The sequence below is a fragment of the Mesorhizobium sp. 1B3 genome, from assembly GCF_050958605.1.
Taxonomy (GTDB): Bacteria; Pseudomonadota; Alphaproteobacteria; order Rhizobiales; family Rhizobiaceae.
In genome coordinates, this window is sequence record NZ_JBJHDO010000024.1 from 13104 (window position 1) to 27399 (window position 14296).

A 14296-nucleotide genomic window follows, 5' to 3' on the forward strand; every position below is an offset into this window, starting at 1 on the left:
ACGACGCGACAGCGTCGACGGCTACTTGAAGAACCGGATTTGCCCAGCCGAGCTCGTATCGTACCCGCTGAGTTCGGCTGCGCGCAAAGCGAAGCTTTCCTGCGGCAAAAATCGTAACAGCGCCTGGATCGAGGGCTGAAAGTAGGTCCGCTGCCGCATCAGCAGGTCGAAGTTTTCCCATGCGAGCGGTACGAAATCGAGGCCGGCGGCCCGGGCCGCGGCGTGTGTGGCGATGCCGCAATCCGCCTCACCGGTGCGAATTGCCGCCGCAAGGTCGGGGCCCGTCAGGCAAGCCGGCTCGAGCCGGCTGAGATCGCTCTGTGCGGCACCGGCTTGGGCAAGGAGCTTGGTCAGCAGCATATCCGCGCCGGCGCCCCGCTGGCGCGCCGCCATCTTCGCACCGCTCTCGAGAACATCAGCGAGGCTGGAAAGCGATTTGGGGTTGCCGGGCGGCAGAAGCAGTCCCTGCTCACGTCGAACGAAACCGATCAGCACCGCATCATAGAGGCGCGCCATCGCGGCTACCGCAGCAATATTCGCGTCCGCTGCGTCTCCATGGAAATGGATCGCCGCCGCCGCGACCTCGCCGCGCAGAAGGCGCGCCACGCCGCCTTCCGTGCCCTCCGACAGCGAGGCGAGGCCGGAGCCCGACTGACGCAGGCTCCATTCAAGCAGGTCGTCCTGGCTGCCGCCGACGATCGGCGGCGGCTCGTGCGGTATCATCCCCGTGGGACGCGCTAATCCGGACAGAACCCAGCGGTCGAGTTCGTGCCGCGGAAACAGCCATTTGCCCGTCACCTTGCTGCAAGGGATGCGGTTTTCCGCGACCAGTTCATAAAGCTTGCGCTCGCCAATGCGCAGATAGTCGGCGGCCTGCGATGTCGTCAGCAGTTCCATCCTGCATTGATATGCATATTCCTGTGCAGGTTCAACAATTTGACTTTGGCGGAAGAAGTGCAGGACATTGGCACCGGGAACGATACCGGGGCATGGTGAGATGTCGGAAGGGCTCGGCGCATGGCAACTGATCGCGAGCGGCGACGCGACGCTGTTCGCCATCGTGCGCCTGTCGATAGCTGTCAGCCTGTCGGCGGTCGCCATCGCAGTGGTCGTGGGCCTGCCCTTGGGAGCCTTCCTGGCTCTGACGCGCTTCCCGGGGCGCTCGGCTGTCGTCGTGATCCTGAATGGCTTCATGGGCCTGCCGCCGGTCGTCGTCGGCCTGACGGTTTACCTGCTGCTGTCCCGATCCGGGCCGCTCGGTCAGTACGGCCTCCTGTTTACGCCGACCGCCATGATCATCGCTCAGGCCGTCCTCGTGCTGCCCATCATCGCGGCGCTGACGCGCCAGACCATCGAGGATCTGTGGTGCGAATACCGCGAGGAACTGACCGCGATGGGGGTGGGGCCACTTGGGCAGGTGGCGACCCTTCTATGGGACAGCCGCTTCAGTCTGGTCACGATGCTGCTCGCCGGCTTCGGGCGAGCCGCGGCCGAGGTCGGCACGGTGATGATCGTCGGCGGCAACATAGATGGCTTCACCCGCACGATGACGACCTCCATCGCGCTCGAAACTTCCAAGGGAAACCTGTCGCTGGCAATGGGGCTCGGGCTCGTTCTCATTTTCCTCATCATCCTGATCAACGCTGCGGCCTGGAGCGTCCGGCTCTGGTCGGAACAGCGGGCGGGGTGACTGATGCGGGCCCCTTCGAGCGATCTTCCTCTCGTCCTGGATCGCGTCTCGCTTTCCGCGGGACCAACCACAATGCTCGATCGGCTGACCGTGACGATCACTCCGGGCGCGCCGACGTTGATCATAGGCCCGAACGGCTCCGGCAAAACCTCGCTATTGAGGCTTTGCATGGGGCTTGCCGCGCCCTCGGCGGGCACCGTGAGCTGGGGTGGACGGACAGACCGCGGACCTGCGCGTCGAGCGATTCTGTTCCAGAAACCTCTCATGCTGCGCCGCTCGGCAGCGGCAAACATCGTCTACGGGCTTGTTCAAGCTGGCTGCCCGCGCCGGCTTCGAGCCGCCCGCGCGGAGGAACTGCTCAAACGGGTCGGTCTGCTCGATCTTGCGACACGCCCGGCGCGTCGCTTGTCCGGCGGTGAACAGCAGCGGCTTGCGCTTGCCCGGGCGCTTGCGCGCGATCCCGAAATCCTGCTGCTCGACGAGCCGACGGCCAGCCTCGACCCGGCGGCAACCCGGTTCGTCGAAGAGATCATCCTCATGGCCGCCCAGTCCGGCACCAAGATCGTCATGGCCTCGCACGATCTCGGCCAGGTGCGCAGGCTTGCCGGCGACGTCGTTTTCCTGGTTCGCGGCCGGCTTCGCGAGCACGCCAGCACCGCGGATTTCTTTGAACGCCCCTCGACGCCCGAAGCCGCCGACTTCCTCCGCGGCGATCTCGTCCTGTGATCAACCGAACGGAGCTTGAGATGTTGAACCGCCGAACCTTTTCCGCAATCGCGGCACTCCTGTTCCTGGCCGCCGGCGGTATGCCGGCCCTGGCGCAGGACCAGTCGATCGTGGTCGCCTCCACCACCTCGACGCAGGATTCCGGCCTGTTCGACCATATCCTTCCCTTGTTCAAGGCGAAAACCGGCATTGACGTCAAGGTCGTCGCGCAAGGAACCGGCCAGGCTCTCGACACCGGCCGCCGGGGCGATGCCGACGTCGTCTTCGTCCATGCGAAATCGCAGGAGGAGGAGTTCATCGCCCAAGGTTTCGGCGTGAAGCGCTTCGACGTGATGTACAACGATTTCGTTCTGATCGGCCCGAAGAGCGATCCCGCGGGGATTAGCGGCACGGGGGATATCGTAGCCGGGCTTGTTGCGATCGAGGCCAAGGAAGCGCCGTTCGTGTCGCGCGGCGACAAGTCCGGTACCCATTCCGCCGAGCTGAAGCTCTGGAAGGCTGCGGGCATCGACATCGCGGCGGCGAAGGGGCCGTGGTACAAGGAGATCGGGCAGGGCATGGGAGCGGCGCTGAACACGGCCTCCGCCATGGACGCTTATGTGCTTTCCGACCGCGGCACCTGGCTGTCGTTCAAGAATCGCGGCGAACTCGACATCGTCATCGAGGGCGACAAGAGGCTGTTCAACCAGTACGGCGTCATGCTGGTGAATCCGGAGAAGCATCCGAGCGTGAAAGCCGAAGCCGGCCAGCGTTTCATCGATTGGCTGATCTCGCCGGAAGGGCAGAACGCGATCGGCGAGTACAAGATCGACGGCAAGCAGCTCTTCTTTCCAAATGCCGAGGGCGGGCGTTCCTGAAGGGCGGTTGCAAAGCGGTTCTGATCTGTCCCATCATCGGGCATGATGAGAATACAGCCTTCAGCCGGCCCGCTGACCAGCCTGGATTCGGCTCTTGCCGCACTGCTCGACGGCATTGCGCCGATCGCCCCGACATCCGTGCCCGTTGACGAGGCGCTCGGTCGCATCGCGGCTGAAATGCTGCCCCTCGCACAGGCGCAGCCGGCGGGCGACACTGCTGCAATGGACGGCTGGGCGTGCGGAAGCCTCGATCTCGTCGGCGGGTCCGCCTATTCACCGCTGCCACTCATGGTTCCTCCGGTCTGGGTGGACACGGGCGATGCCATGCCGGAGGGCCGCGACTGTGTCCTCCACGCCGACCTCGTCGATTGCAGCGGCCCTATGGCCCGAGCGGTGGCGGAGGCTGCCCCCGGCCAGGGCGTGCGGCGCGCAGGCGAGGACCTTGCGGCGGGCCGTCCGGTCGTGCTGCCCGGACAAAGGATATCCGCCGCCGATCTTCTGGTCGCGCGCAAGGCGGGGCTCAGCGAACTTGCCGTGCGTGCTCCGCGCATCCGCGTGATCGATGTCGCCGCCGCGAGCGGCGAGACATTCTCGACGCTTCTCGTCGCCGAGAGCGCGAAGGCCTCGGGCGTTCCAATGGTCGCGATCGAGGCTACGGCGCGGGATGTCGCCTCGATCGCCGCCACGCTTGATAGGGCTGCCTGCGATCTGATCATCCTGATCGGAGGAACGGGCGACGGCCGCGCCGATGCCACTGCCGAGGCCCTTGCGCGGAGCGGAATGCTGATTGCGCATCGGATTGCGGTGCGGCCCGGCGGGACCACGGCCGTCGGCGGGCTCGGCGACGTGCCGGTCGTCGCGCTCCCCGGATCGCCGGACCAGGCCTTCGGGGCCCTTCTTGCGGTCGTGTGGCCGGTCCTCGATCGTCTGTCGGGGAGGTCCGAACGCCGGCCCATCGTCCTGCCGCTCGTGAGAAAGATCGCGTCGTCTGTCGGATTGACCGAAATCGTCCTGCTCCGACGGGAGCGGGATGCCTGGACGCCGCTTGCCGTGGGGGAATTCTCGCTGGACGCCATGCGTCTGGCTGACGCCTGGCTTTCCATTCCAAGCGGCAGCGAAGGATATGCCGCCGGAACGCCCGTCGGCGCCTTCCCGCTTCGCGCCAATGAGAGCCCGCCCGAATGACGAATTCCCATACCTCCGGCCGCCGGGATGCCCGGCAGGAGCAATTCCTGACGATATTGTCGCGTGAGGAGGCGCTGACGCGCTTCGAGGCGGCGCTGTTTCCGCGGCCGATACCTGCTGAAGAGCGTGTGCTGGCTGAGGCGCTTGGCCTTGCGCTTGCGGCCGACGTCACGGCGCCGATCGACGTGCCGCCTTTCGACCGCTCCAACGTCGACGGCTTCGCTGTGCGGGCGGCCGACCTTGCCGCCGCGTCGGAAATGCGCCCCATCCGGCTTGCGCTCAATGCGGAGACGATCGCCTGCGGCACCGTTCCGCAGTCCGGCGTCCTGGCGGGTACGGCGACTCCGATCGCGACTGGCGGCCCCCTTCCACGCGGCGCCGACGCCATCGTCATGGTCGAGCACACCGATCCGCTCGAGGGGGATGCCATCGAGGTGAGGCGGGGCATCTCGCCGGGCCAGTTTGTGTCTTACGCGGGGTCCGACATCGCCCGAGGCGAGGTGCTTCTGCGCGCCGGGACGGTGGTCGGCTCGCGAGAGATCGGCATGCTTGCCGCTTGCGGCGTCGCGCATGTGTCCGTAGCGCGGAAGCTGCGGGTGGCGGTGTTGTCGACGGGCAACGAACTCGTCCAGCCGGGCGAGGCGCTGCGGCCCGCCGCGATCTATGACGCCAACGGGCCGATCGTCAGCGCAGCGGTGGCCGAAAACGGCGGTGAGGTGAGCTTTCTCGGCGCGTTTCCGGACGATGAAGCCAGGCTCGAGGCCGCCATGCGCGCAACACTAGCGGCGCATGACGTGCTGATCCTCTCGGGGGGCACATCCAAGGGCGTCGGCGATCTCAGCCACGGAATCGTCGGGCGCCTCGGCAAGCCCGGCGTGATCGCACATGGCGTGGCGCTGAAGCCCGGCAAGCCGCTCTGCCTTGCCGTGTGCGACGGCAAACCCGTGATCATCCTGCCGGGCTTTCCGACCTCGGCGATGTTTACCTTCCACGACATGATCGTGCCGATCCTGCGGCGCATGGCCGGCCTGCCTCGGCGCGTGGACGCGCAAGTCTCGGCCAAAATTCCTTTCCGTGTTCCTTCCGAGCTCGGCCGCACCGAATTCGTCATGGTGTCCCTGGTCGAAGGGCAGGATGGGCTTACGGCCTATCCCACGGGCAAGGGCTCCGGCGCGATAACGTCCTTCGCCCAGGCCGACGGTTTTATCCGCATCGAGGCGTTGGCCGATCACGTTCCGGCTGGGAGCGAGGTGCCCGTAACGCTGTTCACACCGCAGGTCCGCGTTCCCGACCTCGTCATCATCGGCAGCCACTGCACGGGGCTCGATCTTGTGGTGGGCGCACTCTTCCGCGCCGGATTGTCGGTACGCACCCTCGCGGTCGGCAGCCTGGGCGGCCTGTCCGCCGCGCAGCGCGGCGAATGCGATATCGCGCCGATCCACCTCTTCGACCCGAAGACGCTGAGCTATAACGCGCCGTTCCTTGGCGACGGGCTCGAACTGGTGCCGGGCTGGCGGCGCATGCAGGGGCTCGTGTTCCGCGCGGGCGACGAGCGCTTCGAGGCGCGCGACCCGCAGGAGGCCCTGGGCGCCGCACTTGCCGATCCTGAATGCATGATGGTGAACCGCAACCAGGGTTCCGGCACCCGCATCTTGATCGACCAACTGCTCGGCTCGGCGCGCCCGGACGGCTATTGGAATCAGCCACGCTCGCACAATGCGGTGGCCGCGGCCGTGATGCAGAAGCGCGCCGACTGGGGTGTCACCATCGCGCCCGTCGCGCGAGCCGCAGGGCTGGGTTTCATACCGCTGGCTGAAGAGCACTATGATTTCACGCTCGTCTCGATGCGCAAGGAGAGGCCCGCGGTGCAGGCATTCATGGACGCCTTGCGGTTGCCCGAAATCAACGCGGCGCTGGGGCAGGCGGGCTTCAGCCGGGCTGTCTAATACCATGGGCGTTAGATATTTGACCGGTCGCGAGTTGCCCCTCACTGTCCTGCCGGACATCTCTCCCCGCAAATTCGCGGGGAGAGAGACGACGGCCGCTTGGGTTTCGCAGTCGCCAACGGTGGCGATTGGCAAAAGCGGAGATGACAAGCGGTCTTCTCCCCAGTCCAAACACCTTCACGGGGAGAAGATGCCGGCAGGCAGATGAGGGGCCTGCCCGAACGGTCAATCTTATTGGTATTAATCGGCAACAAGCGCGGCGAGGCGCTCGGCCTGTTCGAGGTCTTCGATCGTGTTGGCGTTGAAGAACGGATCCACCGGCTCGGCCGGCCAGGACACGGTCGCGACCCGGTAGCGCGCGGTCCAGCGGTCGATCTTGCGGATATCCTCGACCACCAGCGCATGACGCAGTTCATCCCTTAGCGCGACTTTCCAGAGCCCGACGACCGGATGGGTCTGGTCGCCGGACGCCACTACCGCCAGATCCGCATCCTCGGCCATACGCGCCTGCTGCAAGCGTGCGACGAGGTTGCGCGGCAGGAAGGGGCAATCGCCGGCGGTGGTGACGATCCATCGGGTATCGGGTCGGTTCATGGCCGCCCAGTCGAGGCCGGCCAGCACGCCGGCTAGCGGACCTGGATAGTCTTCGACCGTATCGGCGACGACTGGCAGACCGAAGCCGGCGAAACGAGAGGGGTCGCCATTGGCGTTCAGAAGAAGGCCGTCGCATTGCGGGCCAATCCGCTCGATCACATGGTCGAGGATCGTGCGCCCGGCGATCCGGCGCATCGGCTTGTCGCCTCCACCCATGCGACGCGCCAATCCACCGGCGAGAACGACCCCGAGCGTGGGCGTCTGTTCAGTCGGCATTGTCAGCGCCCTTGCGTCTGTGGCGCGGCGCCTCCTCCTCGACATGGGCGAGGTCCTGGTCGAAGACGATCCGCTCCTCCCCGGATAGAACGGCGAACCTCTTGCCGCGTGCGCGGCCGACCAGCGTCAGACCCGCCTGACGTGCCAAATCGACACCCCAAGCGGTGAAGCCCGAGCGCGAGACGAGGATAGGAATGCCCATGCGGACCGTCTTGATCGTCATTTCCGACGTCAGCCTGCCGGTCGTGTAGAGGATCTTGTCGGCGGCATCGACGTCGTGCCGGTACATCCAGCCGGCGATCTTGTCGACGGCGTTGTGGCGGCCGACATCCTCCATGTAGCAGATTGGCGTCCCTTCCTTGCAGAGCACGCAGCCATGGATGGCACCGGCTTCGAGATAGAGCGAGGGTGTGGTGTTGATCGTGCGGGTCATCTGGTAGAGCCAGGACGTGCGCAATTCGGCGGCGGGCAGGGCAGTATTCTCCAGCGCTTCGAGGAGATCGCCGAAAGCCGTTCCCTGCGCGCAGCCTGAAGTCTGCGTCCGTTTTCTGAGCTTCTGTTCGTAGTTCGTATTGCGCTCGGTGCGTACGATCACGACCTGGAGGTCGTCATCGTGCTCGACCTCGGTCACGACGTCGTCGGATTTGAGCATGTTCTGGTTGAGCAGATAGCCAAGCGCCAGGTATTCGGGATAGTCGCTGATCGTCATCATGGTGACGATCTCTTGAGCATTCAGATAAAGCGTCAGCGGACGTTCGACCGGCACGCGCACCTCGACTGCCGCGCCGGTATGATCCAGGCCGCCGACGAGTTCCGTCAACCGCGGATCCGCCGGATTCGGCAGGATGATGTCTGGATTTGGTCGGTTTTTCATCAGTTGCATGTCGACCCCAACTCAGCGTCCCGGGCCGCCGCATGGCGGCGCGAGCTTGACCTCTAACCTATAGACTGTTCAAAAAGGCTGGTCGACAATAACGCAAGCCAGCCGCGGTTGAGGTGGCGCCGGCCTCTGGTTCGGTAAAGGTCGCAGAGACTGAAGAGTGAATGGCACAGCTTTCGGATGACTGCTTCGCGTTCGGCGGTCCCATGCAGACGGTCGACGAAACCACGGCGATCATCGCATCGCGGCTCGACGCTGTCACGGAGAGCGAGCTGGTCCCGCTGCTAGGCGCCGACGGCCGTATTCTGGCGAGGGATATCGTGGCGCCGCTGCCGCTGCCGCCGTTTACCAACTCGGCTGTCGACGGTTATGCAGTGCACGGTGAAGACCTGCCGCAAACGGTCGAGAAGGTTTTTCCCGTGGCAGGCAGGATCCAGGCCGGGATGGCGAGGGGCCTGTCCGTGGCGCCTGGACAGGCGGCGCGCATCTTTACCGGCGCGCCCATGCCCGATGGGGCCGATACGGTGTATATGCAGGAAGACGTGCGCCTCGACGATGCCGGCAGGGTGGTTCTTCCGCCCGGGCTGAAAAGGGGCGCCAATGTTCGGCCGGCGGGCGAAGATATCCCGGTGGGGAAGGTGGGCCTGCAAGCGGGCCAAGCCATGCGCCCGCAGGATATCGCGCTGGCCGCGGCTCTCGGCATGACGCAAATCGAGGTGCGGCGGAAGATACGCGTCGCGATCTTCTCGACCGGAGACGAGATCGTCGCGCCCGGAAGCGTTCGCGGAGCCGCGCAGCTTTTCGATTCGAACCGTTTCATGCTGATGGCCATGCTTACGAGGCTGGGCTGCGAGATCACCGACCTCGGTGTTCTGACCGACGACAGCAGGCGCATCGCGGATGCATTGAGCGAAGTCGCCCCGAAACATGATTTGATACTGGCCTCGGGAGGGGTCTCGACCGGAGAGGCCGACTACGTCAAGAGCGCCGTCGAGAGCGTGGGGAAGCTCGTGTTCTGGCGTGTGGCCATAAAGCCCGGCCGGCCGGTCGCCATGGGGGTTATCGGGGGAACGGCTTTCATCGGACTTCCCGGGAATCCGGTGGCCAGCTTCGTGACCTTTGCCCATATCGCGCGCACCGCGATCCTCGCACTCGCGGGGGCGCGACAGCAGCCCCTCGTTCCCGCATTCGTGCGCGCGGCCTTCTCGTACAAGAAGAAGGAGGGGCGGAGAGAATATGTACGGGCGAGCCTGCGCCGGCACGAAAACGGCTCATACGAAGTCGTCAAATTCCCACGCGAGGGCGCGGGCCTGCTGTCATCCCTGGTGGAGACGGATGGTCTCGTCGAGCTTGGGGAGAAAACGACACGCGTCGAGCCAGGCCATACCGTCCCGTTCCTCGCCTATGCAAGCCTTCTCTGAGGCTCCACACATTTGAAAAAGTCCTTCCCCATTGCTTGGCAGGTCCCCCTCTGGCGCACGCGCGACGTTTATCTGCAAAAGATTGGCCGCCAGGCAACCGTGCAGGAAAGTGTGAATCCGATAGCAGCCGGCCTCGGCGGCGCTTCGTGTCGATTGACGATCCGGTACCGGTCCGGCATCGTGCACGGCATCATGACGATCACAAAGCTCGACCTGACCGGATTGAAATGTCCTTTGCCCGCGCTGAAGACCCGCAAGGCGCTTAAGGGCATGAAACCGGGTGAGCGGCTCGAAGTTCACTGCACCGATCCAATGGCGATCATCGATATACCTAATCTGCTCAACGAGATGGGCGATCGCCTCAAGGCCACGGAGCGGAGCGGAGACGGCATCGTGTTCTTGATCGAGAAGATCCAGGCTGCACCCGTGTAGGCGTTGCGGCCCAACTTTCGACGGTCTAGCCGGTGCGGTGGTCGAAGCTCAATCCGAGAGCCTTGCCGGACAATCCTTGCAGGATCAGCCCGACGAGATCCTCGTCCGTCATGCGGCTGCCGGGAAGGCGCTGTCTGATGTCCCTGAGAAGCGCGGCGGTGGAGACGATGTCGCCAGCCTGGTAACCGGAGAGCACCGAAGAGACGGTCTCGCTCTCGTCGGACACAATCAAGGATTTCTCCGCCAGACATGCCATGGAGGGCACCTCCGAAACGCGAACGCCTTACGTCCCCGCAACGGATCATACGCAAATCGTTCCGGCTGACCAGCGCAAACTTGGGCATTCCGATTGGGCCACCGGTTTTGGCCGGAAACTCGATTCGATCGTTAACGAATGCGGGCCTCGGCCCAATTCAACGGATTCAAGGCCATAGAGCGCCCCTGCGTGTCCGATCGGCCGCGCGCTGCTCGTTGAAGTTCTTGGATCACGTTTTTCTGAGGTCGCGCTCCATCGCGTCGAGCGCTCCCATCGCCTGGGCGCGCGCTTCATAGGTTGGCTGGTGAAGCACCGCGCCGATGAGGATTTCGGTGAGCGCGGTGGAAAGGCGCCCCTCCCATTCCGCCGGCGCGGCGGGAAAACACTCGCGCACCACGGCCATCAGCTGGCGGGCTTCGTCTCCTGTCCGGGGAGCACCGCGCCGAATGGTCTCGCGAATAGTTTTCACAGAGGTATTTTCCGCTTGCATCCTCTTCAACGTGCAAACGGTTCGGCCGTTCCCGCCCGCCGGCGCAGGTGGCCGGCCTTTCACGGTGCCGTCACGGCACCATCACGGTTTCCCGTCATTGTGGCGTCGTCCCACCGGCATGGGACCCAGGGCGAAACACTCGCAGCGCTCCAGCGTGGCTTCGTCCCTGATACGATAGGACGGGCTGTCCCTCCCCAACCGTCAGTCCGTTCCCATGGGGGCAACCGGTCGGGCACGTCCCGGCCGGTTTTTCCCCGTGAGAGCCGGCACGTGAGATTTAGCCGGCTGCTCTCCGCGACGCCGCGATGGTTAGCCCATCGTTAAGGCTTCTCGGGCACAGTCCGCTCCAGACTTGGCTCGACCGAGGGGGCTCTGCCGATGGCATTGCGGGATGGGCGAGGTATGGCGGGTGAAGAACCACCCCTCATGCCGGGAGGACATGGCGAGACGGAACCGGTCGCAGGCGCTGGCGGCCTCGCGGCATTGCTCGCCGACGCGCTCGACGGGCTGCAGGACGCCTTCTGCTACTACGACCCGGACGATCGGCTCGTGCTTTTCAACCAGGCGATGGTGGAAATGCATCCGGGGCTAGAGGATGTCATCCGGCCCGGCACTCGCTATCGCGATCTCGTTCAGGCGGGGCTTCGTCGCGGCATCTGGGATATCAAGAACATGTCCCAGGCCGAGTGGCTGAAAGCGGCGCTGGCGCGGCGGCAGGGCAGCGACCGCTCCCGGGCCACGGCACGCTTCGCCGACGGACGATGCGTCGTCTGGCGCGAGACGCGGACCCGGGACGGCGGCACCGTCGCCATCGCTACGGATGTCGCGGCCCTCAAGGGAAACGAGCCCGGCGGCGACACGCTGCTTGCCGATCTCCAGCGCACGCTCGATGCCATGACGATGGCGATCGTGCTGCTCGACAAGGACATGACGGCGAGCATCATAAACAGGGCCTTCTACGATCTCTGGAAGGTCACGCCGGACGATGTCGGCGTCGGCAGGCCGTTCCGGGCGCTGATGGACATCAACCGGCACAACGGCATCTACGACATCGACGACGAACGCTGGGAGGACTATGTCGCCTCGCGTCTCGGCGAGATCAGGGCCGGCGACGTCGCGCCGCGAGAATTCGCCAGAGCCGACGGCCGCACCATGATCTATTCGGTGACCGCGCTTTCCCAAGGCAAGCGGCTGGTCTGCTATTACGACATCACCGAGATGAAGGAACGCGAAGGCCGCCTGCAGGACAGCCTGCGCGCCAACGAACTTTACCAGAGCCTCATCGACAACGTTCCGGTGTCGATCTACGCCAAGCGGCCGGACCTTCGCCTCGCCTATGTCAACAAGAGCTGGTGCGATCTCACCGGTTTCACCAGGGAGCAGGCGATCGGCCGCACCGATGCCGAGATCTTCGGTTTCGACGGCGAGGCCTTCATGGAAGGCGATCGCGCCGTGCTCGCCACCGGCGAGGCCCGGGAGATCGAGGAGACGGTCACCGAGGCCGACGGATCGATCCGCTGGCAGATCGCCCGAAAGAGCGCCATGGTGGCGTCGGACGGCTCACCATATCTCATCGGCTCCACCACCAACATCACCGAGCTCAAGCGCCGCGAGCAGGAGCTGCGCGACGCGCAGAGCCGGGCCGTGCTCGCCGACCGCGCCAAATCCGAGTTCCTCGCCAATATGAGCCATGAGATCCGCACGCCGATGAACGGCGTGCTCGGCATGGCCGAGCTGCTGGCCAAATCCGATCTCGACCCCAAGCAGAAGACCTTCACCGACATCATCGTGAAGTCGGGCAACGCGCTGCTCACCATCATCAACGACATTCTCGACTTCTCCAAGATCGACGCCGGCCAGCTCGTGCTGGATCCCGCGCCCTTCAACCTCGCCGAGGCTGTGGAGGACGTCGCCACGCTCGTCTCCGCGCGCGCCAAGGAGAAGGATCTGGAGCTCATCGTGCGGGTAGAGCCGAAGCTCCACGGGCTTTATGTCGGCGATGTGGGCCGCATCCGGCAGATCATCACCAACCTCGTCGGCAATGCCGTGAAGTTCACCGAGGCCGGTCACGTGCTGGTCGAGGTGACCGGGGAGCGCGAGGCGGACGCGACGCGCCTCAAGATCCGCGTCACCGATACCGGCATCGGCATCCCAGAAGACAAGCTGCAGCTCGTCTTCGAGAAATTCAGCCAGGTCGACGGCTCCTCGACGCGCCGCCACGAGGGGACCGGCCTGGGGCTCGCCATCACGTCCCGCCTGGTCGCGCTGATGGACGGGAAGATCGGAGTCGAGAGCAGGCTCGGAGAAGGTTCCACCTTCTGGTTCACCCTCGCCTTGCCTAACGCCGGAAAGCCGGCAAAGGCGAGTGTGACGCCGATCGACGTCAGCGGTGCCCGTGTGCTCATCATCGACGACAATCAGGTGAACCGGGCGATCCTTTCCGAGCAGATGGCCTCCTGGGGCTTCGACGCCTGCGCGGCCGAGAGCGGATCCGAAGGATTGAAAGTACTCGCGGCAGCGGCGCGGTTCGGCCTCGCCGTCGACTGCGTGATCCTTGACTATCAGATGCCCGGCATGACGGGTGGGGAGGCCGCCCGTCTGATCCGGGAGACGCCATCGATTGCCGCCACCCCGATCGTCATGCTGACATCGGTCGACCAGTCGCTGGCCGCCTATCGCGGTCTCGGCATCGACGCGCATCTCATCAAGCCCGCTCGCGCCTCAATCCTCCTGGAGACGCTGGTCTCAGTGATCCAGAAGCGCCGCGCCGGCGCCGCCCCGGCCATTCCCGTGCGGCTGGCGGCGCAGGCAACTGCAGCCTCCATCGCTCCAGCTACGCCAGGCGAGACGCAGGCCGCGACGCCGAGCGGTCGGCTCGACATACTGGTGGCCGAGGACAACGAGGTGAACCAGCTCGTCTTCACCCAGATCCTCGTCGATACCGGCTTGGGCTTCGAGATCGTCGACAACGGCCGCCGCGCCGTCGAAGCGTGGCGCGAGTTCGGACCGCGCATGATCCTGATGGATGTGTCGATGCCCGAGATGAACGGGCTCCAGGCGACGGCTGCTATCCGCGAAGCCGAGGCGGTCTCGGGCGGGCACGTGCCGATCATCGGCGTCACGGCCCATGCGCTGAAGGGCGACCGAGAGCGCTGCCTGGACGCCGGCATGGACGACTATCTGCCCAAGCCGATCAGCCCCCGCGCGCTGCTCGAAAAGGTCGAGCGGTGGACGGGAGGCAAGGGCGAGCGCAAGGCAGGGTAGGGCGTCGGCGCGAGGCACCCCCCTCTGTCCTGCCGGACATCTCCCCCTCAAGGGGGGAGATTGGCTGCCCCGCCTGGTTTCGCCAATCCTCGACGTTGCGGAAGAGGCGCCGAGACCAAAGCTGCCAATCTCCCCCCTTGAGGGGGAGATGTCCGGCAGGACAGAGGGGGGTGGGGCCAGCCGCGACTGATGCAATTTCAAAGAGAGCGGACTTTCTTAATCGGCTATCTGTCCGATATTCTACATTCTCAACGACTTAAGCGAAACCATCACCCAGTC

The 14296-nt window shown here is 65.1% G+C and carries 12 protein-coding genes and 2 pseudogenes; 9 read left to right on the top strand and 5 right to left on the bottom strand.

The features are described from left to right. Nucleotides 1–21 precede the first annotated feature (21 nt). Entirely contained in the window at nt 22–897 is an 876-nt protein-coding gene (locus ACCO56_RS32460) for a substrate-binding domain-containing protein (RefSeq protein ID WP_433645107.1), read from the bottom strand. A gap of 100 nt (nt 898–997) precedes the next feature. On the opposite strand from ACCO56_RS32460, the gene ACCO56_RS32465 reads away from it, so the two are divergent. Genes ACCO56_RS32465 through ACCO56_RS32485 form a run of 5 tightly spaced genes read left to right on the top strand, consistent with a single transcriptional unit; the run spans nt 998 to nt 6404 of the window. Beyond that, nucleotides 998–1690, top strand: a complete 693-nt coding sequence (locus ACCO56_RS32465; RefSeq protein ID WP_433645132.1) for an ABC transporter permease — start codon at nt 998–1000, stop codon at nt 1688–1690. Between the two features lie 3 nt (nt 1691–1693). Then, complete coding sequence (locus tag ACCO56_RS32470) at nt 1694–2416, top strand: ATP-binding cassette domain-containing protein (RefSeq protein ID WP_433645108.1); 723 nt, start codon at nt 1694–1696, stop codon at nt 2414–2416. Between the two features lie 20 nt (nt 2417–2436). Continuing rightward, entirely contained in the window at nt 2437–3273 is an 837-nt protein-coding gene (locus tag ACCO56_RS32475; protein WP_433645109.1) for an extracellular solute-binding protein, read from the top strand. A gap of 42 nt (nt 3274–3315) precedes the next feature. Further along, the gene (locus ACCO56_RS32480; protein ID WP_433645110.1) at nt 3316–4458 is read left to right on the top strand and encodes a molybdopterin-binding protein; all 1143 of its coding nucleotides are present in this window, start codon (nt 3316–3318) and stop codon (nt 4456–4458) included. Beyond that, nucleotides 4455–6404 (top strand): molybdopterin biosynthesis protein, encoded by a 1950-nt coding sequence (locus ACCO56_RS32485; protein WP_433645111.1) that lies wholly within the window; start codon nt 4455–4457, stop codon nt 6402–6404. The genes ACCO56_RS32480 and ACCO56_RS32485 overlap by 4 nt, the downstream gene beginning before the upstream one ends. Before the next feature lie 240 nt (nt 6405–6644). Here the strand turns inward: ACCO56_RS32485 and mobA are convergent, their stop codons facing one another. After that, a complete protein-coding gene (gene mobA / locus ACCO56_RS32490; RefSeq protein ID WP_433645112.1) occupies nt 6645–7274 on the bottom strand; it encodes a molybdenum cofactor guanylyltransferase MobA in 630 nt (209 codons plus the stop codon). Next, nucleotides 7264–8157: a formate dehydrogenase accessory sulfurtransferase FdhD gene (fdhD, locus tag ACCO56_RS32495; RefSeq protein WP_433645113.1), complete on the bottom strand. Its 894-nt coding sequence runs from the start codon at nt 8155–8157 to the stop codon at nt 7264–7266. Before fdhD ends, mobA begins: the two co-directional genes overlap by 11 nt. A gap of 161 nt (nt 8158–8318) precedes the next feature. Between fdhD and ACCO56_RS32500 the strand changes: the two genes are divergently transcribed. Both ACCO56_RS32500 and ACCO56_RS32505 read left to right on the top strand, forming a co-directional pair. Next, nucleotides 8319–9575: a molybdopterin molybdotransferase MoeA gene (locus ACCO56_RS32500; protein WP_433645114.1), complete on the top strand. Its 1257-nt coding sequence runs from the start codon at nt 8319–8321 to the stop codon at nt 9573–9575. A gap of 111 nt (nt 9576–9686) precedes the next feature. Beyond that, nucleotides 9687–10007, top strand: coding sequence for a sulfurtransferase TusA family protein (locus tag ACCO56_RS32505; protein ID WP_433645115.1), 321 nt, complete (start codon nt 9687–9689; stop codon nt 10005–10007). Nucleotides 10008–10032: 25 nt separating this feature from the next. Here the strand turns inward: ACCO56_RS32505 and ACCO56_RS32510 are convergent, their stop codons facing one another. Further along, nucleotides 10033–10239 (bottom strand): hypothetical protein, encoded by a 207-nt coding sequence (locus ACCO56_RS32510; protein ID WP_433645116.1) that lies wholly within the window; start codon nt 10237–10239, stop codon nt 10033–10035. A 253-nt stretch (nt 10240–10492) separates the two neighbouring features. Further along, nucleotides 10493–10732 carry a hypothetical protein gene (locus tag ACCO56_RS32515; protein ID WP_433645117.1) on the bottom strand — a complete coding sequence of 80 codons (240 nt, stop codon included), beginning with the start codon at nt 10730–10732 and terminating at the stop codon, nt 10493–10495. Nucleotides 10733–11179: 447 nt separating this feature from the next. Here ACCO56_RS32515 and ACCO56_RS32520 point away from each other — a divergent pair. Both ACCO56_RS32520 and ACCO56_RS32525 read left to right on the top strand, forming a co-directional pair. Continuing rightward, nucleotides 11180–11926 (top strand): annotated as a pseudogene (locus ACCO56_RS32520) (PAS-domain containing protein); the annotation flags it as partial. 33 nt (nt 11927–11959) lie between these two features. Then, nucleotides 11960–14017 (top strand): annotated as a pseudogene (locus ACCO56_RS32525) (response regulator); the annotation flags it as partial. Nucleotides 14018–14296: the final 279 nt, after the last annotated feature.

What these genes read in the sequence shown, in the direction of transcription:
- ACCO56_RS32500 (WP_433645114.1), top strand. Translation starts at nt 8,319, where the DNA reads ATGGCACAGCTTTCGGATGACTGCTTCGCGTTCGGCGGTCCCATGCAG.
- ACCO56_RS32470 (WP_433645108.1), top strand. Translation starts at nt 1,694, where the DNA reads ATGCGGGCCCCTTCGAGCGATCTTCCTCTCGTCCTGGATCGCGTCTCG.
- ACCO56_RS32460 (WP_433645107.1), bottom strand. Translation starts at nt 897, where the DNA reads ATGGAACTGCTGACGACATCGCAGGCCGCCGACTATCTGCGCATTGGC.
- fdhD (WP_433645113.1), bottom strand. Translation starts at nt 8,157, where the DNA reads ATGCAACTGATGAAAAACCGACCAAATCCAGACATCATCCTGCCGAAT.
- ACCO56_RS32465 (WP_433645132.1), top strand. Translation starts at nt 998, where the DNA reads ATGTCGGAAGGGCTCGGCGCATGGCAACTGATCGCGAGCGGCGACGCG.
- ACCO56_RS32480 (WP_433645110.1), top strand. Translation starts at nt 3,316, where the DNA reads ATGATGAGAATACAGCCTTCAGCCGGCCCGCTGACCAGCCTGGATTCG.
- mobA (WP_433645112.1), bottom strand. Translation starts at nt 7,274, where the DNA reads ATGCCGACTGAACAGACGCCCACGCTCGGGGTCGTTCTCGCCGGTGGA.
- ACCO56_RS32485 (WP_433645111.1), top strand. Translation starts at nt 4,455, where the DNA reads ATGACGAATTCCCATACCTCCGGCCGCCGGGATGCCCGGCAGGAGCAA.
- ACCO56_RS32475 (WP_433645109.1), top strand. Translation starts at nt 2,437, where the DNA reads ATGTTGAACCGCCGAACCTTTTCCGCAATCGCGGCACTCCTGTTCCTG.